Source organism: Streptomyces sp. NPDC051172, from assembly GCF_040682555.1.
In the GTDB taxonomy this organism is placed as follows: Bacteria; Actinomycetota; Actinomycetes; order Streptomycetales; family Streptomycetaceae; genus Streptomyces.
Genome location: NZ_JBFBBE010000051.1, coordinates 40,756 through 66,597, shown reverse-complemented (window position 1 = coordinate 66,597; position 25,842 = coordinate 40,756). Strand labels below are relative to the sequence as shown.

25 protein-coding genes and 1 tRNA gene are annotated in these 25,842 nt (G+C 69.2%); 25 read left to right on the top strand and 1 reads right to left on the bottom strand.

What is annotated here, in order from left to right; all coding sequences use genetic code 11:
• The 4 genes from AB0N07_RS27990 to AB0N07_RS27975 form a co-directional block, all read left to right on the top strand.
• The coding region (locus AB0N07_RS27990) for a hypothetical protein (protein WP_365839632.1) at positions 1–798 on the top strand (798 nt) is incomplete at its 5' end.
• 2 nt (positions 799–800) lie between these two features.
• The gene (locus AB0N07_RS27985; RefSeq protein WP_365839630.1) at positions 801–1,187 is read left to right on the top strand and encodes an HNH endonuclease signature motif containing protein; all 387 of its coding nucleotides are present in this window, start codon (positions 801–803) and stop codon (positions 1,185–1,187) included.
• The gene (locus tag AB0N07_RS27980; protein ID WP_365839628.1) at positions 1,184–1,378 is read left to right on the top strand and encodes a helix-turn-helix domain-containing protein; all 195 of its coding nucleotides are present in this window, start codon (positions 1,184–1,186) and stop codon (positions 1,376–1,378) included. Before AB0N07_RS27985 ends, AB0N07_RS27980 begins: the two co-directional genes overlap by 4 nt.
• A complete protein-coding gene (locus tag AB0N07_RS27975; RefSeq protein WP_365839626.1) occupies positions 1,375–2,838 on the top strand; it encodes a tyrosine-type recombinase/integrase in 1,464 nt (487 codons plus the stop codon). Before AB0N07_RS27980 ends, AB0N07_RS27975 begins: the two co-directional genes overlap by 4 nt.
• Positions 2,839–2,971: 133 nt before the next feature.
• Here the strand turns inward: AB0N07_RS27975 and AB0N07_RS27970 are convergent.
• Positions 2,972–3,043 (bottom strand) — tRNA-Arg (locus AB0N07_RS27970).
• Between the two features lie 98 nt (positions 3,044–3,141).
• Between AB0N07_RS27970 and AB0N07_RS27965 the strand changes: the two genes are divergently transcribed.
• The 21 genes from AB0N07_RS27965 (at position 3,142) to AB0N07_RS27865 (ending at position 25,728) form a co-directional block, all read left to right on the top strand.
• Positions 3,142–3,693 carry a response regulator gene (locus AB0N07_RS27965; protein WP_365839624.1) on the top strand — a complete coding sequence of 184 codons (552 nt, stop codon included), beginning with the start codon at positions 3,142–3,144 and terminating at the stop codon, positions 3,691–3,693.
• 99 nt (positions 3,694–3,792) lie between these two features.
• Positions 3,793–4,770 (top strand): ArgS-related anticodon-binding protein NrtL, encoded by a 978-nt coding sequence (gene nrtL, locus AB0N07_RS27960; protein WP_365839622.1) that lies wholly within the window; start codon positions 3,793–3,795, stop codon positions 4,768–4,770.
• A gap of 17 nt (positions 4,771–4,787) precedes the next feature.
• Positions 4,788–6,179 (top strand): diaminopimelate decarboxylase, encoded by a 1,392-nt coding sequence (gene lysA / locus AB0N07_RS27955; protein WP_365839620.1) that lies wholly within the window; start codon positions 4,788–4,790, stop codon positions 6,177–6,179.
• Between the two features lie 161 nt (positions 6,180–6,340).
• Entirely contained in the window at positions 6,341–7,639 is a 1,299-nt protein-coding gene (locus tag AB0N07_RS27950; protein ID WP_365839636.1) for a homoserine dehydrogenase, read from the top strand.
• Between the two features lie 6 nt (positions 7,640–7,645).
• Entirely contained in the window at positions 7,646–8,704 is a 1,059-nt protein-coding gene (gene thrC, locus AB0N07_RS27945) for a threonine synthase (RefSeq protein ID WP_365839618.1), read from the top strand.
• A 271-nt stretch (positions 8,705–8,975) separates the two neighbouring features.
• Complete coding sequence (gene thrB, locus AB0N07_RS27940) at positions 8,976–9,893, top strand: homoserine kinase (RefSeq protein WP_115905887.1); 918 nt, start codon at positions 8,976–8,978, stop codon at positions 9,891–9,893.
• A 413-nt stretch (positions 9,894–10,306) separates the two neighbouring features.
• Complete coding sequence (rho, locus tag AB0N07_RS27935) at positions 10,307–12,310, top strand: transcription termination factor Rho (protein WP_365839616.1); 2,004 nt, start codon at positions 10,307–10,309, stop codon at positions 12,308–12,310.
• A 130-nt stretch (positions 12,311–12,440) separates the two neighbouring features.
• Positions 12,441–14,294 carry a trypsin-like serine protease gene (locus tag AB0N07_RS27930; protein ID WP_365839614.1) on the top strand — a complete coding sequence of 618 codons (1,854 nt, stop codon included), beginning with the start codon at positions 12,441–12,443 and terminating at the stop codon, positions 14,292–14,294.
• A 210-nt stretch (positions 14,295–14,504) separates the two neighbouring features.
• A complete protein-coding gene (locus AB0N07_RS27925; RefSeq protein WP_365839612.1) occupies positions 14,505–15,659 on the top strand; it encodes an LCP family protein in 1,155 nt (384 codons plus the stop codon).
• A 122-nt stretch (positions 15,660–15,781) separates the two neighbouring features.
• Positions 15,782–16,006 (top strand): 50S ribosomal protein L31, encoded by a 225-nt coding sequence (gene rpmE, locus AB0N07_RS27920; protein WP_019753312.1) that lies wholly within the window; start codon positions 15,782–15,784, stop codon positions 16,004–16,006.
• 106 nt (positions 16,007–16,112) lie between these two features.
• Positions 16,113–17,189 (top strand): peptide chain release factor 1, encoded by a 1,077-nt coding sequence (prfA, locus tag AB0N07_RS27915; protein WP_365839610.1) that lies wholly within the window; start codon positions 16,113–16,115, stop codon positions 17,187–17,189.
• 39 nt (positions 17,190–17,228) lie between these two features.
• On the top strand, positions 17,229–18,074 hold the full coding sequence (gene prmC, locus AB0N07_RS27910) for a peptide chain release factor N(5)-glutamine methyltransferase (protein ID WP_030928668.1): 846 nt from the start codon (positions 17,229–17,231) through the stop codon (positions 18,072–18,074).
• A 52-nt stretch (positions 18,075–18,126) separates the two neighbouring features.
• On the top strand, positions 18,127–18,774 hold the full coding sequence (locus tag AB0N07_RS27905) for an L-threonylcarbamoyladenylate synthase (RefSeq protein WP_365839607.1): 648 nt from the start codon (positions 18,127–18,129) through the stop codon (positions 18,772–18,774).
• Positions 18,771–19,448 (top strand): protein-tyrosine-phosphatase, encoded by a 678-nt coding sequence (locus tag AB0N07_RS27900; RefSeq protein ID WP_365839605.1) that lies wholly within the window; start codon positions 18,771–18,773, stop codon positions 19,446–19,448. Before AB0N07_RS27905 ends, AB0N07_RS27900 begins: the two co-directional genes overlap by 4 nt.
• A gap of 70 nt (positions 19,449–19,518) precedes the next feature.
• Positions 19,519–20,757 (top strand): serine hydroxymethyltransferase, encoded by a 1,239-nt coding sequence (gene glyA / locus AB0N07_RS27895; protein WP_365839603.1) that lies wholly within the window; start codon positions 19,519–19,521, stop codon positions 20,755–20,757.
• Positions 20,758–20,907: 150 nt separating this feature from the next.
• A complete protein-coding gene (locus tag AB0N07_RS27890) occupies positions 20,908–22,236 on the top strand; it encodes an MraY family glycosyltransferase (protein ID WP_365839601.1) in 1,329 nt (442 codons plus the stop codon).
• A 299-nt stretch (positions 22,237–22,535) separates the two neighbouring features.
• Positions 22,536–22,973, top strand: coding sequence for a hypothetical protein (locus tag AB0N07_RS27885; protein WP_365839599.1), 438 nt, complete (start codon positions 22,536–22,538; stop codon positions 22,971–22,973).
• Between the two features lie 273 nt (positions 22,974–23,246).
• A complete protein-coding gene (gene atpB / locus AB0N07_RS27880; protein WP_365839634.1) occupies positions 23,247–24,017 on the top strand; it encodes a F0F1 ATP synthase subunit A in 771 nt (256 codons plus the stop codon).
• A gap of 69 nt (positions 24,018–24,086) precedes the next feature.
• Entirely contained in the window at positions 24,087–24,326 is a 240-nt protein-coding gene (locus AB0N07_RS27875) for a F0F1 ATP synthase subunit C (RefSeq protein ID WP_365839597.1), read from the top strand.
• 38 nt (positions 24,327–24,364) lie between these two features.
• Positions 24,365–24,916 (top strand): F0F1 ATP synthase subunit B, encoded by a 552-nt coding sequence (locus tag AB0N07_RS27870; RefSeq protein WP_365839595.1) that lies wholly within the window; start codon positions 24,365–24,367, stop codon positions 24,914–24,916.
• Positions 24,913–25,728 carry a F0F1 ATP synthase subunit delta gene (locus AB0N07_RS27865; protein ID WP_365839593.1) on the top strand — a complete coding sequence of 272 codons (816 nt, stop codon included), beginning with the start codon at positions 24,913–24,915 and terminating at the stop codon, positions 25,726–25,728. The genes AB0N07_RS27870 and AB0N07_RS27865 overlap by 4 nt, the downstream gene beginning before the upstream one ends.
• Positions 25,729–25,842: the final 114 nt, after the last annotated feature.

The following is a 25,842-nucleotide window of genomic DNA, read 5'->3' as shown; positions in this document are numbered from 1 at the left end:
GTGCCTTTGGTACGGCGGGAGCGTCGCCGGGCCGCAGAGGAGCTCCCCACCATCCCCATTCGGGGTCTAGAGCTGAGCGTGGGGGAGGCTTCCGCCGCACTGTTCGAGACGGAGGCCGATGAACTCACCCTCCCCGGACCTGACACCGACACCCACACCGACACCCTTTACGACGCCCTCAATGGGGCCGTACAGGTGCTGGGTGTGGCGGGGATTGCCGAAGTCGTCGGCACCTTCGCCGAGTTGGACGCGGCCGAGTTCCCCGAGGTGGGCGTCTGCCGCCAGTTCGCCTACCGCCTCGCCTTGTCGTTCTGGTACGGGGATGCCCGCTCCCGCCCGATGACCGTGGGGGAAGCGGCCGTGGCGCTGTACCTCTCGGACGCATACCGTCACCACCACGTCAACGCCTACACCGTGCGGCGGGCCCCGTTGCTGGTCTCCCGCGCGATCCGGCAGGGCGCCGCCCTGGTCCCCGTGGAAACCCTCATGCGCCTCGGAGAGGCCATGGGGCGCGAGTTCGCAATGCCTGTGTCGTCGAGTCTGACCTGCGTGACGCCCGGCGTCACGGGGGCGTCACGCGAGGGTGAGACGGGCCCGACGCAGGGTCGGGACTGGCTGTACCGGCAGGCCCTGCCGGACTGGCACCGCCGCCGCTTCTGCTTCGCCCTGCTGCGTGCCGATGTCCGTCAGCCCTCCCCGCTCGTCGTGCGGTTCGACGGGGGCGGCTACGCCCTTGGGGCGACCCCGCCGCCCGGACCGGACGGCACTTGGCGCCGCGCGGTGCGGGCGGAGTGGTGAGCGTGCCCAACAAGCCCCACGGGGACGTGCGCCGCCGCCGCAAGCGGCAGGTTGCGTACGTCTTCCGGCACCGCTGCGCCTACTGCCGTCACCGGTTCGGCTCGCTCGATCAGGCCACCCTCGATCACATCGTGCCCCGGTCGGTGTGGCCGACCTGGTCCGCGACTGCGCTCGCCCTGGCCTGCCTCGACTGCAACCACCGCAAGGCCGACCGGTTCCCCCTCTCGATCGCTCTCTTGCTGCTGCGGCACGTCGACCCGATCCGGCCCGTCATCCGCCCGAACGACCTGCCGGTACTCGCCCGACTTGCGCACGCCAACCGGTCTACCTCTCACCTGCCCGAATCGACCTCGAACAGCCCGAAGTGCCTTGAAAGGACGGCGGCATGAGCGCCCGCACGGTGGACGAGAAGATGACCGTCAAGGAGGTCATTGCCGACCTGAAGGTCGCGCCGTCGACCTTCTACCGGTGGCGCCAACTTGGTCGGGGCCCCCGCTCGATCAAACTGCCGAACGGCGACGTTCGCATCCGGCGGTCGGAGTACGAGCGTTGGCTTGCGGAGCGGGAGGACGCTGCGTGAGCACGACTGACGACACTCCGGCTCTCCGGCCGCACGGGGAGGCTCGATCCGGGTACTCCCTCGATATCCGGCTGTGGAAGGTCACGAAGGTCAACCGGAAGGCACGGCCGTATCAACTCCGCTGGGTCGTGGGCGGGAAGGTGAGCAGCGCGACGTTCGCCACGTCGGCACTTGCCGAGAGCCGACGCTCGGAGCTGCGGCAGGCCATGCGCCGGGGCGAGGCTTTCGAGATCGCAAGCGGACAGCCGGAGTCCGAGGTTCGCGCGGCGGCTGAAGCGGCGGCGACATCGGCTGAGCCCGAACCGCTGTTGCGGTGGTTCGAGTTCTGCCGGAAGTACGTCGCCGGACGGTGGCGCACGAGCGCCGCGAAGACCCGTGAAGGCATGGCGGACTCTCTCGCGGCCGTCGCCCTGGCCATGGTGAAGCGAGGGGAGGGCAGGCCAGAGGACACGGACCTGCGGTTGGCGTTCCGGTGGGGGATCGTGCCCGCGAACGCAGGGGAGGACGCGCCGGCCGAACTCAAGGCCGCGTATGACTGGCTCACGACGGCGGACCGTCCCGTCATCGACCTGGCAGACGCCGACGTGTTCGAGGACGTGCTGTACCGGCTCAGCTACCTACTGGACGGCACCCCGGCGGCGGGCGACACGTACCGGCGACGTCGCCGGGCCCTGAACACCGCCCTCGAACACGCCGTGGTCGTGGGGGAGCTCCCGGAGAATCCGCTTCAGCGCGCCCGCCGGAAGCACGTCGGCTCCAACGACACGGTTGACCGTCGCGTCCTGGTGAACGCCGTACAGGCCCGGCAGTTGCTCGCCGCCGTCTCGTACGTCGGGTCGTGGGATCGCTGCCGTGGGCGGCGCCTCGCGGCCTTCTATGCGGTCCTGTACTACGCGGGGCTCCGGCCCGCTGAGGCGGTTGGTCTCCGGCTGTCGGACTGCCACCTCCCGGAGACCGGTTGGGGCACGCTGACGCTGCGGGAGACGAGGCCCGTCTCCGGAAAGCAGTGGACCGACTCGGGGGAGCGGCACGACCGCCGTGGGCTGAAGGCGCGAGAGGCAGCCAGCGACCGACCCGTGCCCATCCCGCCCGTCCTGGTGGCCATCCTTCAGGCTCACCTGAAGGCGTTCGGGACCGCCAAGGAGGGGCGCGTCTTTGGCAACGAGCGTGGGGGAGTGGTCGGCTCATCCACCTACTGGCGAGTGTGGGAGGAGGCACGGGAGTACGCCCTCCCGCCGGAGCGCGTCGACTCGCCGTTGGCGGGGCGCCCGTACGACCTGCGGCACGCCTGCATCACGCGGTGGCTCAACGCGGGGGTGCCGATCGCTGAGGTTGCCCGGCGTGTCGGCAACTCGCCGGAAGTGATCCACCGTCGCTATCACGGCTGCATCGACGGTCACGAGGAAGCGGCCAACGCGAAGATCACAAAGGCGCTGGAAGAGGACGGCGATACGGCCTGACGTGTGTATCGCAGATGGTGCGTGAACACTGAGAGAGAGTGAGAAAGAGCGGGAGTCAGTGAGACTGACTCCCGCTCTCTCATGTCGGCATCCGCACTGGTCAGAGCATGATTCCTGCTGTCTGACTGGCGAGTGCCCCCGGCAGGATTCGAACCTGCGCACACGGCTCCGGAGGCCGTTGCTCTATCCCCTGAGCTACGGGGGCGTGGTCGCTGCGCTGTGTGCGCGGCGACGGGTAGAACACTACCAGTTCATCCGGGGTGTTCATGAACGGGTTTCCGGCGTTGCCCGTCGCCGCAGCGGATGGCGAAGGGCCGTACCCCGCAAGGGCCGGAAGTGGGGAAAACCCGGACGCGGTGGCCGGTCCGCACCTACTCTCGAGTTGTGCCAGGCGCGTCGGGCCGGGTGCTTGTTGTGGACGACAACAAGGTCATCCGGCAGCTGATCAGGGTCAATCTCGAGCTGGAGGGTTTCGAGGTGGTGACCGCGGCTGACGGTGCCGAGTGTCTGGATGTCGTTCATCAGGTGCGGCCCGATGTCGTGACCCTCGATGTCGTCATGCCCCGGCTGGACGGGCTGCGGACCGCCTCCCGGCTTCGTTCCGATCCGCTGACCCGCGATCTTCCCCTCGTCATCGTCAGTGCCTGCACCTCGTACGAGGTCGAGACCGGGCTGGATGTGGGGGTCGACGCCTTTCTCGCCAAGCCCTTCGAGCCTGCCGAACTCGTGCGCCTCGTACAGCAGTTGATCGAGCGGAGGAGGAGTGCGAGGGGCAGGGGAGAGGGCGGTGAGTCCGGGCTCGGGAGTGTTCTCGGGTTCGGTGAGACCGAGCGGGCCGGGCGGGCCGGCGGCTGACCCGGGCGGAGGTCCTCCCGTCCACCCGCCCCGTCCACATCCCGGACCTCTCCCAAACCGGCTCGCCTACCCACCCCCCTCCTCCCATACGCTTGTGCCGTGACCCCCGTCGAGCTCTCCCGTACCGTGCTGCGCGCGGTGCGTCGTGCTGTGGACGAGGGGGAGCTGAGCGTGGCCGTGCCGCAACGGGCCGTTGTCGTGCCGCCCGGGCCGGGTGGCTGTGGCGACTACGCCACCAACATCGCCCTGCAGCTCGCACGGCCCGCCGGGCAGCCGCCCCGGCGTGTTGCCGAGATCCTTCAGCAGCACCTCTCCCGCACGGACGGCGTCGCCGACGTCGTCGTCACCGGGCCGGGGTTCATCAACATCAGCCTGCGGGCGGCAACCGCATCAGCGGCCGCGCTCACTCGCGAGATCCTCCGGGACGGCACGGCGTACGGTCACAGTGACGCCCTCGCTGGAGAAGTCGTCGAACTGCGCATCCCGTACGAGGTGAGGGCCGAGGTCGTCGCCGACGCCCTCGTGCGCATCGTCGGGTCCCAGGGCGGCCGAGTCGAGGTCGACCATCGCGAGCCGGTGAACCTCCGGCCCGTCCCGGCCCCCGACGACCCCGCACTGCTGGGCCCCGACGCCGCCCGCTGGGCGCTGCTGCACCCCGCTGCCCACGACCGGCCCCGTATCACCGCCGATCATCTGGTCCAGCGCGAGAGCAACCCTCTCTTCCGTGTCCGTTACGCCCACGCCCGCACCCGGGCCCTCAGCCGTAACGCAGCCGACCTGGGCTTCACCCCCGAGCCCGGAGCCGTAGAAGAGGACATGGCCGCCCTGCTCGCCGTCCTCGCCGACCATCCCCGCGTTCTCGCCCGTGCAGCCGCACAGCGCACGCCCGACAGTCTCGCCCGGCACCTCGTCACCGTCGCCGACGCCGTTCTCGCCGTCCTTCCCGTGGTGCTGCCGCGCGGTGACGAGAAACCCTCGGCCGCCCACCGGGCCCGGCTCGCGCTCGCCGAAGCCGCCGGGTCGGTGCTGGCCGGCGGCCTGTCCCTGCTCGGCATCGACGCACCCCAACACCTCTAGAGAGCCAGCGAAGAAAAATGAGCCGTTCCGCACACCCCGCCGGGCCCCGTCACGCCGACGTCCTCCCCGAGGGCCACTACTCCGCCCCGCCCACCGACCTCAACGTCCTCGACCCCAAGGTCTGGGCCCAGACGGTCACTCGTGACGAGGACGGTGTGACCACCGTCGGCGGTATCGACGTGAAGACCATCGCCGAGCAGTACGGCACCCCCGCCTACGTCCTCGACGAGGCCGACTTCCGGGCCCGGGCGCGGGCCTGGCGCAGTGCCTTCGGGGCCGACGCCGACGTCTTCTACGCCGGAAAGGCGTTCCTGTCGCGTGCCGTCGTGCGCTGGCTGCACGAGGAAGGGCTCAACCTCGACGTGTGCTCCGGTGGCGAGCTCGCCACGGCCCTGTCCGCCGGGATGCCCGCCGAGCGCATCGCCTTCCACGGCAACAACAAGTCCGTCGACGAAATCACCAGGGCCGTCGAGGCCGGTGTCGGGCGGATCGTCCTCGACTCCTTCCAGGAGATCGTCCGCGTCGCCCACATCGCGCAGGAACTCGGCAAGCGGCAGCGGGTGCAGATTCGTATCACCGTGGGTGTGGAAGCACACACCCACGAGTTCATCGCCACCGCCCACGAGGACCAGAAGTTCGGGATCCCGCTGGCCGGCGGGCAGGCCGCCGAGGCCGTGCGGCGGGCGCTTCAGCTCGACGGGCTGGAGCTCGTCGGGATCCACAGCCACATCGGGTCGCAGATCTTCGACATGTCCGGGTTCGAGGTCGCCGCGCACCGGGTCGTCGGGCTACTCAAGGACATCCGCGACGAGCACGGCGTCGAGCTGCCCGAGATCGACCTCGGGGGCGGGCTCGGGATCGCGTACACGAGCGACGACGACCCCCGTGAGCCGCACGAGATCGCCAAGGCGCTCACCGAGATCGTCACGCGTGAGTGCGAGTCCGCCAGGCTGCGTACCCCCCGCATCTCCGTCGAGCCGGGACGGGCCATCGTCGGTCCGACGGCCTTCACGCTCTACGAGGTCGGCACCATCAAGCCCCTCGACAACCTCCGTACCTACGTCTCCGTCGACGGCGGTATGTCGGACAACATCCGCACCGCGCTCTACGACGCCGAGTACAGCGTCGCGCTCGTGTCGCGCACCTCCGACGCCGAACCCATGCTCGCCCGTGTCGTCGGCAAGCACTGCGAGAGCGGGGACATCGTGGTGAAGGACGCGTTCCTGCCCTCGGACCTGGCACCGGGTGACCTCGTCGCCGTGCCGGCCACGGGTGCGTACTGCCGGTCCATGGCCAGCAACTACAACCACGTGCTCCGGCCGCCCGTCGTCGCCGTACACGACGGCGAGGCGCGTGTCATCGTCCGCCGCGAGACGGAGGAGGACCTCCTGCGTCTCGACGTCGGATGAGGCGGACGACCGGAAACACCCCCGGCGGGTGGAAGATCTCCTGTCTTCCACCCCCGGACAAATGAAATAGATGTCTCACGATCCGGACATTGGATAGAAACTCCCGTCCGGTGAGTGAGACTGGTCCCACCGTAGACGGTATGAGGAAACGAGGTCGGATGATGCGTACGCGTCCGCTGAAGGTGGCGCTGCTGGGCTGTGGGGTTGTCGGCTCAGAGGTGGCGCGCATCATGACGACGCACGCCGACGACCTCGCCGCCAGGATCGGGGCGCCCGTCGAACTGGCGGGTGTGGCCGTGCGCCGGCCCGACCGGGTCCGTCAGGGCATCGACCCGAGCCTCGTCACCACCGATGCCACCGCGCTCGTCAAACGCGGCGACATCGACGTCGTGGTCGAGGTCATCGGCGGCATCGAGCCCGCCCGCTCCCTCATCACCACCGCCTTCGAGCACGGCGCGTCCGTCGTCTCCGCCAACAAGGCGCTGCTCGCCCAGGACGGCGCCGCTCTGCACGCCGCCGCCGAGGAGCACGACAAGGACCTCTACTACGAGGCCGCCGTCGCCGGCGCCATCCCGCTGATCCGCCCGCTGCGCGAGTCCCTCGCCGGCGACAAGGTCAACCGGGTGCTCGGCATCGTGAACGGCACCACCAACTTCATCCTCGACAAGATGGACAGCACGGGGGCGGGGTACCAGGAGGCGCTCGACGAGGCCACGGCGCTCGGGTACGCCGAGGCCGACCCCACCGCCGACGTCGAGGGCTTCGACGCCGCCGCCAAGGCCGCCATCCTCGCCGGCATCGCCTTCCACTCGCGGGTGCGGCTCGACGACGTCTACCGCGAGGGCATGACCGAGGTCACCGCGGCCGACTTCGCCTCGGCGAAGAACATGGGCTGCACCATCAAGCTCCTCGCCATCTGCGAGCGGGCACAGGACGGCGAATCGGTCACCGCGCGCGTGCACCCCGCCATGATTCCGCTGAGCCACCCCCTCGCCTCCGTGCGCGGCGCGTACAACGCCGTGTTCGTGGAGTCCGACGCGAGCGGGCAGCTCATGTTCTACGGGCCCGGTGCCGGCGGTTCGCCCACCGCGTCCGCCGTGCTCGGCGACCTCGTCGCCGTCTGCCGCAACCGGCTCAGCGGGGCAACGGGGCCCGGCGAGTCGGCGTACGCCGCGCTGCCCGTGTCGGGCATGGGTGACGTCGTCACCCGCTACCACATCAGCCTCGACGTTGCGGACAAACCGGGCGTTCTCGCCCAGGTGGCGACCGTCTTCGCGGAGCACGGTGTGTCGATCGATACGGTTCGCCAGCAAGGCCGGCCAGAAGGGGACGGCGACGCATCGCTCGTCGTCGTCACCCACCGCGCGTCCGACGCCTCCCTCTCCGGGACCGTCGAGGCGCTGCGCAAGCTCGACACCGTGCGGGGTGTCGCCAGCATCATGCGGGTTGAAGGAGAGTAACCAGCAATGACCCACCAGTGGCGCGGAATCATCGAGGAGTACCGGGACAGACTGCCGGTATCCGACACCACGCCGGTCGTGACGCTCCGCGAGGGCGGCACGCCCCTCGTGCCCGCGCAGGTGCTCTCCGAGCGCACGGGCTGCGAGGTCCACCTGAAGGTGGAGGGCGCGAATCCCACCGGGTCCTTCAAGGACCGCGGCATGACCATGGCCATCACCCGGGCCAAGGAGGAGGGCGCGAAGGCTGTGATCTGCGCCTCCACCGGCAACACGTCCGCGTCCGCGGCCGCGTACGCCGTGCGGGCCGGCATGGTTTCGGCCGTTCTCGTCCCGCAGGGCAAGATCGCGCTCGGCAAGATGGGACAGGCGCTGGTGCACGGCGCCAAGATCCTCCAGGTCGACGGCAACTTCGACGACTGCCTCACCCTGGCCCGCTCGCTGAGCGACAACTACCCCGTGGCGCTGGTGAATTCGGTCAACCCCGTGCGCATCGAGGGCCAGAAGACGGCCTCCTTCGAGATCGTCGACATGCTGGGCGACGCCCCGGACATCCACGTCCTCCCGGTCGGCAACGCGGGCAACATCACCGCGTACTGGAAGGGCTACAAGGAGTACGCCGCCGACGGCGTCGCCACGCACACCCCCCGCATGTGGGGCTTCCAGGCCTCCGGCTCCGCCCCGATCGTGCGCGGCGAGATCGTCAAGGACCCCTCGACCATCGCCACCGCCATCCGCATCGGCAACCCCGCCTCCTGGCAGTACGCCCTGGCCGCGCGGGACGAGTCCGGCGGCTTCATCGACGAGGTGACGGACCGTGAGATCCTGCGCGCCTACCGGCTGTTGGCCGCGCAGGAGGGTGTCTTCGTCGAGCCGGCGTCCGCCGCGTCCGTCGCCGGACTGCTGAAGGCCGCCGAGCAGGGCAAGGTCGACCCGGGCCAGAAGATCGTGTGCACGGTCACCGGAAACGGCCTGAAGGACCCCGACTGGGCCGTCGCCGGCGCCCCGCAGCCGGTCACCGTCCCGGTCGACGCGGTGGCGGCGGCCGAGCGCCTCGGTCTGGCCTGACGTCGGCCCGAGGTCCGGCCCGACGGGGAACTCCCTCCGAGGGGTGCACAGGGGGCTTACGGCACGCATCGTGCGCCTCCTGTGCGCCCTATGTCGCCACAGAAGCATCCTTCGATAGGCTGTACCGAACCCGCCCGCCGCATATGCCTCCGCCCATGGAGCGTCTGGACGGTGCCGCGCCGTCTCCGCGGCCTGAGGGTCTCCCCGTACGTAGCCGATGTCGTATCGAATGTTTTCGACCATCACGCAGCTCAAGGAGAGTCATCGAGAGATGGCCGGTCCCGCCTTCCGCGCCGCCGCCGTAAGGGTGCGCGTCCCCGCCACCAGCGCCAACCTCGGCCCGGGCTTCGACGCCCTGGGCCTGTCGCTGGGGCTCTACGACGACGTCGTCGTCAGGGTGGCCGACTCCGGGCTGCACATCGACATCGCGGGCGAGGGCAGCGAGACGTTGCCGCGTGACGAGAAACACCTTCTCGTACGTTCCCTGCGCACCGCCTTCGATCTGCTCGGCGGGCAGCCGCGCGGCCTCGAGATCGTCTGCGCCAACCGCATCCCGCACGGCCGTGGCCTCGGCTCCTCCTCGGCCGCCATCTGCGCCGGCATCGTCGCCGCCCGCGCCGTGACCATAGGCGGGGAGTCGAAGCTCGACGACACGGCCCTGCTGGAGCTCGCGACCGAGATCGAGGGCCACCCCGACAACGTGGCGGCCTGTCTGCTCGGCGGTTTCACCCTCTCCTGGATGGAGGCGGGCGCCGCCCGCGCGATCAGGATGGATGCCGCCGATTCCATCGTTCCGGTGGTTTTCGTGCCCGGAAAGCCGGTCCTCACCGAGACCGCGCGCGGCCTGCTCCCGCGCACCGTGCCGCACGTCGACGCCGCCACCAACGCGGGCCGTGCCGCCCTGCTCGTCGAGGCCCTCACCAGGCGCCCCGAGCTGCTGCTGCCCGCCACCGAGGACCGCCTCCACCAGGAGTACCGCGCCCCCGCCATGCCGGAGAGCGCCGCGCTGGTGGAGCGGCTGCGGGCCGACGGAGTCCCGGCGGTCATCTCGGGTGCCGGACCCACCGTGCTGGCGCTGGCCGACGCCGACAGCGCCGACAAGGTCGCCCATCTGGCAGGCGAAGGGTGGGCCGCGAACCGGCTCGAACTCGACGCCCAGGGAGCGAGCGTGCTGCCGCTTGCGTCCTGACACACGGTTGCCGGATTTCGAGAGGGGGAATGTTTGTTGGATCCGGTAGTGTTAATCTCAAGTCTGCACCCGACCCCACCATGGCGAGGTGCTTCGTGTCCCCGTCCGGGACAGACATTCTTCCGGGAGCCTCCCAAGCCGCACTGTGTTCCGTACGACGTACGTGGGCAGTACCTCGTACGCGGGCACTGAGCGACTTGCCGGGCACGCTCCGGAACCGGTGCGACCAAGCCACGTGACACCGACACTCGGTGCCACGGCCACGGCTTTGGGAAGCGCCATCCCAGATATTGCCTCCGCCACCTTTGGCGGACCACCGCCCCGGCACGGTCCACACAGCAAGGACCGAAGCCGGAAGCACAACCGGTCGCCGAGCCAGACAGGCCGACGTCCGCTCCAGGGAAGGACCCTTCGTGAGCGACACCACCGATCTGATGGGCGCACGTGTCGAGGAGACCGCTGCCGCGCCCGCCACGGACGCCTCCGCGCCTGCCACCGGTGCAGGCTCCCGGCGGCGCCGCGGTACCGGCCTCGAGGGCATGGTGCTGGCCGAGCTGCAGCAGGTCGCATCCGGCCTCGGCATCAGGGGCACCGCGCGCATGCGCAAGAGCCAGCTGATCGAGGTCATCAAGGAGGCGCAGGCGGGTGGTGGTGCCCCGGCGAAGGCCGAGGCCGCCGCCGAGACCAAGCCCAAGCGCCGTGCCACCTCCAAGGCTCGTACGGGCGAGGACGCCGCTCCCGCCGCCGAGAAGAAGGCGGCCGCCCCGGCCGAGAAGGCCGTGGCCCAGCAGCAGATCGAGATCCCCGGCCAGCCGGCCAGCGAGGACGCTCCCGTCGAGCGCCGTCGCCGTCGCGCCACCGCCGAGGCGGGCAGCCCCGAGACGGTCGCCGCCGAGGCGAAGAACGAGCCCAAGGCCGAGACGCCCGCCCCGCAGCCGCAGGGCGACGCCGGTGACGGCGAGGGCCGCCAGGGCCGCCGTGACCGCCGGGACCGCGACCGCGGAGACCGCGGCGGCCGGGACCGCTCGGGCCGCGGCAACAAGGGCGACGAGCAGCAGGGCGGCCAGGGCGGTGGCCCGCAGCGCCAGGACCGCCAGGACCGGGGGGACCGCCAGCAGGGCGGCGCCCGCCAGGACCGCCAGCAGCGCGACAACGGCCCGCAGGACGACGACGACTTCGAGGGCGGTCGCCGCGGCCGTCGGGGCCGTTACCGGGACCGCCGTGGCCGCCGTGGCCGTGACGAGATGGGCGGCGCCGAGCCGCAGCTCAACGAGGACGACGTCCTGATCCCGGTCGCGGGCATCCTCGACATCCTGGACAACTACGCCTTCATCCGTACGTCGGGCTACCTGCCGGGTCCCAACGACGTGTACGTCTCCCTCGCCCAGGTCCGCAAGAACGGCCTGCGCAAGGGCGACCACGTCACCGGCGCGGTCCGCCAGCCCAAGGAAGGCGAGCGCCGCGAGAAGTTCAACGCGCTGGTGCGCCTGGACTCCGTCAACGGCATGGCGCCCGAACACGGCCGCGGACGCCCGGAGTTCAACAAGCTCACCCCGCTCTACCCGCAGGACCGCCTCCGCCTGGAGACGGACCCGGGCGTGCTCACCACCCGCATCATCGACCTGGTCTCGCCGATCGGTAAGGGCCAGCGCGGTCTGATCGTGGCCCCGCCGAAGACCGGTAAGACCATGATCATGCAGGCGATCGCCAACGCGATCACGCACAACAACCCGGAGTGCCACCTGATGGTCGTCCTGGTCGACGAGCGTCCGGAAGAGGTCACCGACATGCAGCGGTCGGTCAAGGGCGAGGTCATCTCCTCGACCTTCGACCGCCCGGCCGAGGACCACACCACGGTCGCCGAGCTCGCCATCGAGCGTGCCAAGCGGCTGGTGGAGCTGGGCCACGACGTGGTCGTGCTGCTCGACTCGATCACGCGTCTGGGCCGTGCCTACAACCTGGCCGCGCCGGCTTCCGGCCGCATCCTGTCCGGTGGTGTCGACTCGACCGCGCTGTACCCGCCGAAGCGCTTCTTCGGTGCGGCGCGGAACATCGAGGACGGCGGCTCGCTCACCATCCTGGCGACCGCTCTCGTCGACACCGGGTCCCGTATGGACGAGGTGATCTTCGAGGAGTTCAAGGGCACCGGCAACATGGAGCTGAAGCTCGACCGGAAGCTCGCCGACAAGCGCATCTTCCCGGCGGTGGACGTGGACGCGTCCGGTACCCGTAAGGAAGAGATCCTGCTCGGCAACGAGGAGCTGGCGGTCGTCTGGAAGCTGCGGCGGGTGCTGCATGCGCTCGACCAGCAGCAGGCGATCGAGCTGCTGCTGGACAAGATGAAGCAGACGAAGTCGAACGGCGAGTTCCTGATGCAGATTCAGAAGACGACGCCCACCCCCGGCAACGGCGACTGAGACACCGCCTTCCGGCACCTCGCAAAAGGCCGTTCATCGTCACACCAGTGACGATGAACGGCCTTTTTGCGCTGAGTGGATGGGGCGCACCAGGCGCCTCATCCATCACTTGTCTCACTGGGGGACTTTCTTGTCCACATCCCTGTCCGGCAGCGGTCGTCACAGACGCCGGATACGCCTTGCCCTGCCGGTCGCCGCGACCGGCCTCGTCGCGGCCGTCGCCGCCGCGCTGCTGACGTCGTCCGCGAACGCCGCGCCGTCCGCGACGCCTCATGTGAAGCCGGCCATGACCTCGCCGTCGCTCTCCGAGCTGCAGCAGCGCGTCTCCGGGGCCCTCGCCACCGACGCCGCCATGGGCAAGAAGACCACCAAGTCGTCGAAGACCACCAGCGGCACCGGCAGCAGCACGAGCACGAGCACCAGCACCAGTGGCTCCACCATCAGCCCGATGGTCATCGGCGGCACCGACACCGCCATCACCTCGGCGCCGTTCATGGCCCAGCTCTGGTACTACGACGACAAGGGCACCACCGACACGAGCGACGACGTCAGCTTCTTCTGCGGCGGCACCGTCGTCTCGCCGACGAAGATCCTCACCGCCTCGCACTGCGTCAAGGGCTTCAACTGGCACGCGTACGGCGCGATCATCACCGGCACGAACCAGTTGCCGACCACCAACAGCGACGGCAGCACCGACCTGCACGGCGGCACGGTCTCCGGCGTCTGGCGGCAGTGGAACCACCCGTCGTACACCACGACGACCAACGGCGCCCCCGACAACGACATCGCCGTGCTGACGCTGCCGAACCCCGTCAAGGCGACGCCGGTCCGTATGACGACGTCCACCGACACCGCGTCGTACGCGGGCGGCACCGTCGCCACGCTCTACGGCTGGGGCCGTACCAGCTCCACCAGCAACGACATCGCGCAGACCCTGCAGTCGGCCCAGCTGACCATCCACGCCGACAGCACCTGCACCACCGCCTACGGCTCGGACTACGTCGCGGGCCACATGGTGTGCGCCGGCACGCAGAGCGGCAGCGACACCGGCACCAAGGCGTCCTGCAACGGCGACTCCGGTGGCCCCCTGATCGTCAACAACCGGATCGTGGGCGTCGTCTCCTGGGGCGTCGAGAACTGCGTGGCGAAGGGCGACTACAGCGTCTTCACCAAGGTCCGCAGCTACGTCGGCGCCGCCTACCCGCGCATCGACGACACGAACCTGAGCGGCGACTCCAAGGCCGACCTGTTCCTGCGCAACTCCTCCACCAAGACCGGCTACGAGCTGGACTCCAAGGGCACCTCGCTGGCCTCCCGGATCTCCTGGGGCTCCTTCAGCGGCTACAACGTGATCCTGCAGACCGACCTCAACCGGGACGGCTACCAGGACTTCATCCTGCGCTCCAGCTCCACCGGCGCGGTCTACTGGGAGCACTACGTGCCCGCCGGCAGCTCCTGGACCAAGACGCAGATCTTCAGCAACTGGTCCACCCGCACCCGCATCGTCGCCCCCGGTGACGTCACCGGCGACTACAAGCCCGACCTGCTCTCGGTCGACTCCGGCGGCACCCTGTGGATCTACCCGGGCAAGGGTGACGGCACCTTCGGTACCCCGGTGAGCGTCGGGACCGGCTGGAACCAGTACAACGCCCTGCTCGGCCACGGCGACTTCAACGGCGACGGCAAGGCCGACCTGATCGCGCGTCAGAAGAGCACCGGTTACATCTACCTGTACCGCGGCACCGGTACGGCCGGCTCCGGGGCGTTCTCCAGCAGGATCAACGTCCGTACCTGGAGCACCACCACGTACAACACCCTCGACGCCGTGGGCGATGTGACCGGGGACGGCAAGGCCGACTTCCTGGCCCGCACGCCCGGCGGCACGCTCTACCTCTACCCGGGCACCGGCCAGGCCTCGAGTGGGATCTTTGCCACAAGAGTCTCGCTTGGTACGGGTTTCCAGCAGTACGACCTTCTCGGCTGAATCCGCAGGTGAGCGGGTTACGCCCGGACATCTCCGTGACGCTCTGTGTCCGTCCTTCCACGGGTCGGGCACAGAGCGTTGTGCAACCCTTTCTCGAGTTTCTCCGTCTGACCCGACGGAGTGACGATGGTGCGGTACGACGCGTATCCGTGACCGACAGGCCTGTCCCTGAAAGCAGGGGGTAACCGACCGGACGAGAACGAGGAGCACATGTCCGCCGAGAGCGCGCCGGAACCCGGCATACCGGGGGAGTCCGGCACCGACGACACGCGCGGCCCCGCCAAGGGCCGTCGCCGCAAGCCCCGCAGCACGCGCCGCAGAGGCCTGCTGATCACGGCGTGGACCGCCGCGGGCATCGTCGTGCTGGGCGGCACCGGAGCCGGTTACCTGTACTTCAAGCTCAACGGCAACATCAAGAGCGTCGACATCAACTCGGCCCTGGGTACGGACCGGCCGACGAAGGTCGACAACGGCTCCGAGAACATCCTGGTCCTCGGTTCGGACAGCCGCTCGGGCAACAACAAGAAGCTCGGCGGCGGTACCGACGACGGCAGCGCCCGCTCCGACACGGCGATGATCGTGCACGTCTACAAGGGCCACAAGAAGGCCGCCGTGGTCTCCATGCCCCGCGACACCCTCGTCGACCGCCCCGAGTGCACCGACACGAACGGCAAGACGCATCCCGTCGCATCCGGCGTCATGTTCAACACCGCGTACTCCACCGGCGGCGCCGCCTGCGCCGTGAAGACGGTGGAGTCGATCAGCGGGCTGCGCATGGACCACTACCTCGAGGTCGACTTCAGCGGCTTCGAGAAGCTCATCGACGAGCTCGGCGGCGTCCCGGTCACCACGACCAAGGACATCGAGGACTCCCAGAGCCATCTGAACCTCAAGGCCGGCACGCACACGCTCGACGGCGAGCAGGCCCTCGGCCTGGTCCGCACCCGGCACGGCGTCGGCGACGGCTCCGACCTCGGCCGCATCCAGCTCCAGCAGGCCTTCATCAAGGCCCTGGTCGAGCAGGTCAAGCACGTCGGCATCTTCACCAGCCCGAAGAAGCTCTACGACCTCGCCGACACCGCCACCAAGGCGGTGACGACCGACTCCGACCTGGGCTCGGTCAACTCCCTGATGTCCTTCGCGAACGGCCTGAAGAGCATCAGCTCCAGCAACATGCACATGATCACGATGCCGGTCCAGTACGACCCGTCGAACCCGAACCGGGTGATCGTGGAGAAGGCCAAGGCCCAACAGGTCTGGGACGCGCTCAAGAACGACCGCACGATCCCGAAGTCGGCGACTGAAGGAACGGCAAGCGGCGAAGCAAAGGGCGTGGTGAGCGCCCCGCCGGCCCGCAGGGAATAGATCACCCGAGCCCCCGGTTTTGGGGGATGGCCCCAGTCCTGGCAGACTGGTACGTCGGCCCCGGTTCACGCGACCGCACCCCGCGGAAGCGACCCGGCGCCCTCCCGAAACTAGGAGACACCTTGAAGCGCGACATCCACCCCGAGTACGTCGAGACGCAGGTCAGCTGCACCTGTGGCGCGTCGTTCACCACCCGCAGCACGATCTCCAGCGGCACCATCCGCGCCGAGGTCTGCTCCGAGTGCCACCCGTTCTACACGGGCAAGCAGAAGATCCTCGACACCGGTGGCCGTGTGGCCCGCTTCGAGGCCCGCTTCGGCAAGGCTGCGGCCGGCTCCAAGAAGTAGCTGGCTCCCATTCGCCGGTCCACGGCCGCGCCCTTCACAGGCGCGCCGGGACCGGCGTTTTTGGTCGCCCGACTTCCCCCTTTTCCACGCAGTACAGGAGCCCAAGATGTTCGAGGCCGTCGAGGAACTCGTCGGTGAGCACGCCGACCTGGAGAAGAAGCTCGCCGACCCGTCGGTCCACGCCGACCAGGCCAACGCGCGCAAGCTGAACAAGCGCTACGCCGAGCTCACCCCGATCGTCGCCACGTACCGCTCCTGGAAGCAGACCGGCGACGACATCGAGACGGCGAAGGAATTCGCCGCCGCCGAGCCCGACTTCGCGGCCGAGGTCAAGGAGCTGGAGAAGCAGCGCGAGGAACTCACCGAGAAGCTGCGCCTGCTGCTCGTGCCCCGGGACCCGTCCGACGACAAGGACGTGATCCTCGAGATCAAGGCCGGCGCCGGCGGCGACGAGTCCGCGCTCTTCGCCGGTGACCTGCTGCGCATGTACCTCCGGTACGCCGAGCGCGTGGGCTGGAAGACCGAGATCATCGACGCCACCGAGTCCGAGCTGGGCGGCTACAAGGACGTCCAGGTCGCCGTGAAGACCAAGGGCGGCCAGGGCGCCACCGAGCCCGGCCAGGGCGTCTGGGCCCGGCTGAAGTACGAGGGCGGTGTGCACCGCGTGCAGCGCGTGCCGGCCACCGAGTCCCAGGGCCGCATCCACACCTCCGCGGCCGGTGTGCTGGTCACGCCGGAGGCCGAGGAGGTCGACGTGGAGATCAACCCGAACGACCTCCGCATCGACGTCTACCGCTCCTCCGGGCCCGGCGGCCAGTCCGTCAACACCACCGACTCCGCGGTGCGCATCACGCACATTCCGACCGGAGTCGTCGCCTCCTGCCAGAACGAGAAGAGCCAGCTGCAGAACAAGGAGCAGGCGATGCGTATCCTGCGCTCCAGGCTGCTCGCAGCGGCGCAGGAGGAGGCGGAGAAGGAAGCCGCCGACGCCCGCCGCAGCCAGGTCCGCACCGTCGACCGCTCCGAGAAGATCCGCACGTACAACTTCCCGGAGAATCGCATCTCGGACCACCGCGTCGGCTTCAAGGCCTACAACCTGGACCAGGTCCTGGACGGCGACCTCGACGCGGTGATCCAGGCCTGCGTCGACGCGGACTCGGCGGCGAAGCTGGCGGCTGCCTAAAGGCACCTGCGCACGACCCAGTACGACACGGAGGAATGCGTGAACCTGCTGCTCGCAGAGGTGGCACAGGCCACCCAGCGGCTGGCCGACGCCGGCGTGCCCTCGCCGCGCACCGACGCGGAGGAGCTCGCCGCGTTCGTGCACGGCGTGAAGCGCAGCCAACTGCACTCCGTGAAGGACTCGGACTTCGACGCCCGCTACTGGGAGGTCATCGCCCGGCGCGAACAGCGCGAGCCGCTGCAGCACATCACCGGGCGTGCCTACTTCCGCTACCTCGAACTCCAGGTGGGACCGGGCGTGTTCGTGCCGCGGCCCGAGACGGAGTCCGTGGTCGGGTGGGCCATAGACGCCGTACGCGCGATGGACGTCGTAGAACCCTGCATCGTCGACCTGTGCACCGGCTCCGGCGCCATCGCGCTCGCGCTCGCCCAGGAGGTCCCGCGCTCGCGCGTGCACGCCGTGGAGCTGTCCGAGGAAGCCCTCCAGTGGACCCGCAAGAACGTCGAGGGTTCGCGCGTCGACCTGCGCCAGGGCAACGCCCTTGACGCCTTCCCGGACCTCGACGGCCAGGTCGACCTGGTCATCTCCAACCCGCCGTACATCCCGCTGACCGAATGGGAGTACGTCGCTCCCGAGGCGCGGGACTACGATCCCGAACTCGCCCTGTTCTCGGGGGAGGACGGCCTCGATCTCATCCGCGGTCTGGAACGGACCGCACACCGGCTGCTGCGCCCGGGCGGTGTCGTCGTCATCGAGCACGCCGACACCCAGGGCGGCCAGGTGCCGTGGATCTTCACCGAGGAGCGGGGCTGGGCCGACGCGGCCGACCACCCGGACCTCAACAACCGCCCACGGTTCGCGACGGCCCGCAAGGCACTGCCGTGACCACCCCGACGACCCACTTCCCGATGTACGTGTACGAGGAGGCCCGCTAGACATGGCTCGGCGATACGACACCAACGACGCGACGGACCGCACGACCGGTCTGCGCGAAGCCGCGTCCGCCGTCCGCCGTGGCGAGCTCGTGGTCCTCCCGACCGACACGGTGTACGGCATCGGCGCCGATGCGTTCTCCTCGGAGGCGGTCGCCGACCTGCTGGAGGCCAAGGGCCGGGGCCGCAACATGCCCACCCCCGTGCTGATCGGGTCCCCGAACACGCTCCACGGTCTCGTCACCGACTTCTCCGAGCTGGCCTGGGAGCTCGTCGACGCCTTCTGGCCGGGCGCGCTCACGCTCGTCGCCAAGCACCAGCCGTCCCTGCAGTGGGACCTGGGGGACACCCGGGGCACGGTCGCCATCCGGATGCCGCTGCACCCGGTCGCCATCGAGCTGCTGACCGAGGTCGGCCCCATGGCCGTGTCCTCGGCGAACCTGACCGGGCACCCCGCTCCCGAGGACTGCGACGCCGCGCAGGAGATGCTCGGCGACTCGGTCTCCGTGTACCTCGACGGCGGCCCGACCCCCGCCAACGTCCCGTCCTCCATCGTCGACGTCACCGGCACGGTGCCGGTGCTGCTGCGTGAGGGCGCGATCTCGCCGGACGAGCTGCGGAAGGTCGTACCCGACCTCGAGGTGGCGAATTGACGGCCCCTGACGCGGGGCGTGGCATAGGCAACGGGGTAGAGACGGGGAACCTGTTCGAACAGGGCGTCCCCATGACCAACTTCCGCATCCTCCACGTCAGCACCGGCAATGTGTGCCGCTCGCCGATCACCGAGCGGCTGACCCGCCATGCCCTGGCGGACCGGCTCGGCGACCCCCTGTGGGGCGGGCTGATCGTGGAGAGCGCGGGCACCTGGGGCCACGAGGGTGCGCCCATGGAGGCCAACGCCGAGGCGGTCCTCGCGGACTTCGGCGCGGACGCCTCCGGCTTCATGGGCCGCGAACTGCTCGACGAGCACGTCATCATGGCCGACCTCGTCCTGACGGCCACCCGCGACCACCGCGCCCAGGTCATCTCCATGGGCCACTCGGCGGGCCTGCGCACCTTCACCCTGAAGGAGTTCACCCGCCTGGTGCGGGCGATAGACCCGGCGACCCTGCCGCCCCTGGAGGACGGCGTGGTGGCACGCGCGCGTGCCCTGGTCCGGGCTGCGGCGGCTCTACGCGGGTGGCTCCTGGCCCCGACCGCCGAGGCGGACGAGGTGTACGACCCGTACGGCGCCCCGCTGACCTTCTTCCGGTCCATCGGCGAGGAGATACACCAGGCGCTCGATCCCGTCGTCACAGCGCTCACCGGGGTACCTGCGAAGGCGTAACAACCGAGCACCTCACCGGTACCGGGCCTACATTGGTCGTACGTCACCGTCGACGCCCCCGGAGCCCATCATGCCGGTCACTCACACCCTCGAGGCCGATGTCCTGCGCCGGCAGGACCCCGAGCTGGCCGAGATCCTGCTCGGTGAGCGCGACCGGCAGTCGACGACGCTGCAGCTCATCGCCGCCGAGAACTTCTCCTCGCCCGCGGTGCTGGCAGCGCTCGGCTCGCCGCTGGCCAACAAGTACGCCGAGGGCTACCCGGGCGCCCGCCACCACGGCGGCTGCGAGATCGTCGACGTCGCCGAGCGCCTCGCCGTGGACCGCGCGAAGGCCCTCTTCGGCGCCGAGCACGCCAACGTGCAGTCGCACTCCGGCTCCTCGGCCGTCCTCGCCGCCTACGCGGCGCTCCTGCGGCCCGGCGACACCGTCCTCGCCCTCGGCCTCCCGTACGGCGGCCACCTCACACACGGCTCGCCCGTCAACTTCTCCGGCCGCTGGTTCGACTTCGTCGGCTACGGCGTCGACGCCGAGACCGGGCTCATCGACTACGACCAGGTGCGCACCCTCGCCCGTATGCACCGCCCCAAGGCGATCGTGTGCGGTTCCATCGCCTACCCCAGGCACATCGACTACGCCGTCTTCCGCGAGGTCGCCGACGCGGTCGGGGCGTATCTCATCGCCGACGCCGCCCATCCCATCGGGCTCGTCGCCGGGGGAGCGGCGCCCAGCCCGGTGCCGTACGCCGACGTGGTCTGCGCGACCACGCACAAGGTGCTGCGCGGGCCGCGCGGTGGGATGCTCCTGTGCGGCGCCGAGCTCGCCGAGCGGGTCGACCGGGCCGTCTTCCCCTTCACCCAGGGCGGCGCGCAGATGCACACCATCGCCGCCAAGGCCGTCGCGTTCGGCGAGGCGGCAACCCCGGCGTTCAGGTTGTACGCCCATCAGGTGGTCGCCAATGCCCGGGCGCTGGCGGCTGGGCTGGCCGCCGAGGGCCTGGTGGTCACCACCGGCGGCACGGACACCCATCTGATCACCGCCGACCCGGCGCCCCTCGGCGTCGACGGACGCACCGCGCGCGGCCGCCTCGCCGCGGCCGGAATGGTGCTGGACTGCTGTGCGCTGCCGCACGGGGACGCCCGTGGCCTGCGGCTCGGCACGGCGGCCGTGACCACTCAGGGGATGGGAGAGGAGGAAATGGCCTCGATCGCCGCGCTGCTGGCGGATGTGCTGCGGGGCGGGACCGAGAGCCAGAAGGCGCGTGATCAGGTGCGCGAGCTCACCGGTAGATTTCAGCCGTACACCGGCTGAGCGGGGGTAGACGCACCTGCGTACCACTGGGTGCAGCTTGCGTGCACAGGCACGCGTGCAACCATCGTCGCTACCCGGCAGTCCCCATTCATATGCGTGCGTCGCTAGGGTGTGGGGCTGAGATGGCCAGCGAGACCTGTGGGGAAGCCTGTGCGTGAATACCTGCTGACGCTCTGCATCACGGCCGCGGTGACGTATCTGCTGACAGGGCCGGTACGGAAGTTCGCGATCGTGGCCGGAGCCATGCCGGAGATCAGGGCCCGTGACGTGCACCGGGAGCCGACTCCGCGCCTCGGCGGGATCGCCATGTTCTTCGGCCTGTGCGCGGGCCTGCTGGTCGCGGACCATCTCACCAACCTCAACGAGGTCTTCGAGAAGTCCAACGAACCGCGGGCGCTGCTCTCCGGAGCGGCGCTCATCTGGCTCATCGGCGTCCTGGACGACAAGTTCGAGATCGACGCCCTGATCAAGCTCGGCGGCCAGATGATCGCCGCGGGTGTGATGGTCATGCAGGGTCTGACCATCCTGTGGCTGCCGGTCCCCGGCGCCGGCACCGTCGCGCTGACCCAGTGGCAGGGCACCCTGCTGACGGTGGCGCTGGTCGTCATCACGATCAACGCGGTCAACTTCGTGGACGGTCTGGACGGCCTCGCCTCCGGCATGGTGTGCATCGCCGCCGCCGCGTTCTTCATGTACGCCTACCGCATCTGGTACTCGTACGGCATCGAGGCCGCCGCCCCCGCGACGCTGTTCGCGGCCATCCTGATGGGCATGTGCGTGGGCTTCCTGCCGCACAACATGCACCCCGCGCGCATCTTCATGGGCGACTCGGGCTCGATGCTGATCGGGCTGGTGCTGGCCGCGGGCGCGATCTCCATCACGGGCCAGGTCGACCCGGACGCCATGAAGCTGTTCGCGGGGTCCGAGCGCAACACCGTGCACCAGATGGTCCCGGTCTACATCCCCCTGCTGCTGCCGCTGACGATCATCGCCATCCCCGCCGCGGACCTGGTGCTGGCCATCGTGCGCCGCACCTGGCGGGGCCAGTCGCCGTTCGCCGCGGACCGCGGGCATCTGCACCACCGGCTGCTGGAGATCGGCCACTCGCACAGCAGGGCCGTCCTGATCATGTACTTCTGGTCGGCGCTGATCGCCTTCGGCGCCCTCGCCTACTCGGTCAACTCGGCCTCGATGTGGATCGTGCTGGGCATCGTGATCCTCTGTGCCATCGGCCTGCTGCTCCTGCTGCTGCCCCGCTTCACACCGCGCGCCCCGCGCTGGGCCGAGCACTTCGTGCCGCCGCGCTACCGCCGCCGCAGGGCCGTCGCCGAAACCGCGTCCACTCCCGCGCACCCGGCCGCAGCCGAAGAGGAACAGCGTCCTCCGGTCGTGGCCGGTGTGGCAGGAGTGAACGGTGCGACCGCTCTGGGCGCCCGTCCGCGCTTCCTGGACCGCCGCAAGGCCGGTACTCCGCGCTGACTCGACAAGGTAAGAATCTGACTAGAGCATTGCCAACTCGTGGGGGAACAAAGCCCTCCAATATCAGACAAGACGGTTCGGTTTCTGCACAGACGCGCACTGTCACTCTCATGTGTGACGGCAAGCACACCTGCTAGGTAAAGACCGCATCAAATAGTTTGTGATACGGTTCACGAGAACCCCGGAGAGAGCTGAAGGGCCGTAGTGCGACGGCCCATTGGCCGTGAGTTCCCCTCTCGATCCGGGACTACGCTCGTCCATGACGACACCTGCCCCCCTGTGAAAGCGGAGTTGCCGCCATGCCGTCCAATGACGCCCGGAACCTCTTGCAGACCGCTGTGCCCACAGCGGCTGTCGGCGTGATCGCTGTCGCCGTCAGCGCTGCGGTCGCCGGCGGCAAGGGTGCGCTCGGCGCGGTGGTCGGCACACTGCTGGCGATCCTGTTCATGGGAATCGGTCTGTACGTCCTGCAGTGGACGGCAAAAACGGTCCCGCAGTTGTTCCAGGCCATGGGGCTGATGCTGTACGTCGCTCAGCTCCTGCTGCTCCTGATCTTCGTGGCCGTCTTCAAGGACACCACCCTCTTCAATGCGAAGACGTTCGCCGTCTCGCTCGTCGTCGCGACTGTCGTGTGGATGGCTGCGCAGGCTCGTGCGCATATGAAAGCCAAGCTTTTCTACATCGACCCCGACTCCGAGAAGAGTGGAAAGTCCGAGAAGACAGGGTCGTCGTCGTGAGGGACAGGGGCGGGAAAAAGGCTTGTGAGATCTCCTGCTATCGTCCGGTGCCAACTGCGGCATCGTGGGCGCGGGCATCTGAGCTGACGCCTGCTCAATCGCGAGGCTTGATGCCCCCCAGCCGCCCTCACATCCGTAACACCAGTCCAGTGCCGACCCGCGGCTGCGCGCCGCGCCGACACAACGAGGTTGCCGTACCCATGCGTCACGCCGAAGGAGCCCGCGGTGAGTGCTGACCAGACCCAGCTCGCCTTTGACTGGAGTTGTCGGATCATGTCCGACAACGGGTGTGGCTTCCCGGCTCCGGGCCTGCACTCGTTCCTGTTCAAGCCGATCGTCACGGTCGGCGGGTTCGAGTTCAACAAGGTGATGCTCCTCGCGCTCATCACCTCGCTGCTCGTAGTCACGTTCTTCACCTTGGCGTTCGGCAAGGCCAAGGTGGTCCCGGGCAAGCTGCAGATGGTCGCTGAGGCCGGCTACGACTTCGTGCGCCGCGGCATCGTCTACGAGACGCTCGGCAAGCGCGAGGGCGAGAAGTACGTCCCGCTCATGGTCTCGCTGTTCTTCTTCATCTGGATCATGAACATCTGGTCCGTGATCCCGCTGGCCCAGTTCCCGGTGTCCTCGGTCTTCGCCTTCCCGGTGGTGCTGGCCGCGGTCGTCTACGTCACGTGGGTCTCCCTGACCTTCAAGAAGCACGGCTTCGTCGGCTTCTTCAAGAACGTGACGGGCTACGACAAGTCGCTCGGTGGTGTGCTGCCGCTCGTCATGGTCATCGAGTTCTTCTCGAACCTGCTGGTCCGCCCGTTCACACACGCGGTGCGACTCTTCGCCAACATGTTCGCGGGTCACCTGATGCTGGTGATGTTCACCGTCGCCTCCTGGTACCTGCTGAACAGCTACATGATCCCGGCCGCCGGTGTCTCGTTCGTGATGACCGTGGTCATGATCCTCTTCGAGCTCTTCGTGCAGGCCGTCCAGGCGTACGTCTTCGTGCTGCTGGCCTGCTCCTACGTTCAGGGCGCTCTCGCCGAGCATCACTGAGCCCCATCCACCCCCAGGTCGTCCGGTGGTCAACCCCCACCGGTTCGCATAAGAGAAGGAAGTAACGGCATGTCCGCGACCCTCGAACTCGCCGCTGGCGTCCATGGTTCCCTGGGTTCCATCGGTTACGGTCTCGCAGCCATCGGCCCCGGCGTCGGCGTCGGCATCATCTTCGGTAACGGCACCCAGGCCCTGGCCCGTCAGCCCGAGGCGGCCGGTCTGATCCGCGCCAACCAGATCCTGGGTTTCGCCTTCTGTGAGGCGCTCGCCCTCATCGGCATCGTTATGCCGTTCGTGTTCGGTACCTGATCCGCCTTACCTGACACGTTTCGACGAAAGGCACTGATGTGATCGCCAACCTGGTAGCGCTCGCGGCCGAGGAAAAGCAGCAGAACCCGCTTATCCCGGCCGGCCCCGAGCTGCTTGTTGGAGCCATCGCCTTCGCCATCGTGTTCTTCTTCTTCTGGAAGAAGCTGCTCCCGAACATCAACAAGGTTCTGGAGGAGCGCCGCGAGGCGATCGAAGGTGGCATCGAGAAGGCCGAGGCGGCTCAGGTCGAGGCCCAGAGCGTCCTCGAGCAGTACAAGGCCCAGCTCGCCGAGGCCCGGCACGAGGCCGCGCGTCTTCGCCAGGAGGCGCAGGAGCAGGGTGCCGCGCTGATCGCCGAGATGCGCGCCGAGGGTCAGCGGCAGCGCGAGGAGATCGTCGCCGCCGGCCACGCGCAGATCGAGGCCGACCGCAAGGCCGCCGCGTCCGCGCTGCGGCAGGACGTCGGTCACCTCGCAACCGAGCTGGCCGGCAAGCTCGTCGGTGAGTCCCTTCAGGACCACGCCCGGCAGAGCCGCGTCATCGACCGCTTCCTCGACGAGCTCGAGGAGAAGGCCGAGGCCACCCGATGAACGGAGCGAGCCGCGAGGCCCTGGCAGCCGCACGCGAGCGCCTCGACGCGCTGACGGACTCCACGTCCGCCGACGCGACGAAGCTCGCCGACGAGCTGGCCGCCGTCACCGCGCTGCTCGACCGCGAGGTGTCGCTGCGTCGGGTCCTCACCGACCCGGCGCAGGCCGGCGAGGCCAAGGCCGAGCTGGCCCAGCGCCTGCTCGGCTCCCAGGTCGGCGGCCAGACCGTCGACCTGGTGTCCGGCATGGTGCGCTCCCGCTGGTCGCAGTCTCGCGATCTGGTGGACGCGCTGGAGCAGTTGGCGGACATCGCCGAGCTCACCGCCGCGCAGAAGCGGGGTGCGCTCGACGACGTGGAGGACGAGCTGTTCCGCTTCGGGCGGATCGTCTCCTCGAACACCGAGTTGCGTGCCGCGCTCACCGACCGCGCCGCGACCACCGCCGCCAAGATCGAGCTGCTGCACCGGCTGCTCGGCGGCCGGGCCGTCCCGTCGACCGAGCGTCTGGTGACGCGCCTTGTGACCGCGCCGCGGGGACGTAGCCTGGAGGCGGGACTGGAGTCCCTGTCCAAGCTCGCCGCCGAGCGCCGGGACCGGCTGGTCGCCGTCGTCACCTCGGCGGTGCCGCTGAGCGACACGCAGAAGCAGCGCCTGGGCGCCGCTCTCGCGAAGCTCTACGGCCACACGATGCACCTCAACATCGACGTGGACCCCGAGGTCCTCGGCGGGATCCGGGTGCAGGTCGGCGACGAGGTCATCAACGGCTCGATCGCGGACCGCATCGAGGACGCCGGCCGCCGCCTGGCGAGCTGAGCAGCAACTTCATAAGCAGAACAGCAGTACAGCAGTAGTACCTACGGCCCGGTTGGGTCGTGCAGAGGATTCCTGGGGGTCGCCCCCAGACCCCCAAGTTGAAACTTCGGGCCC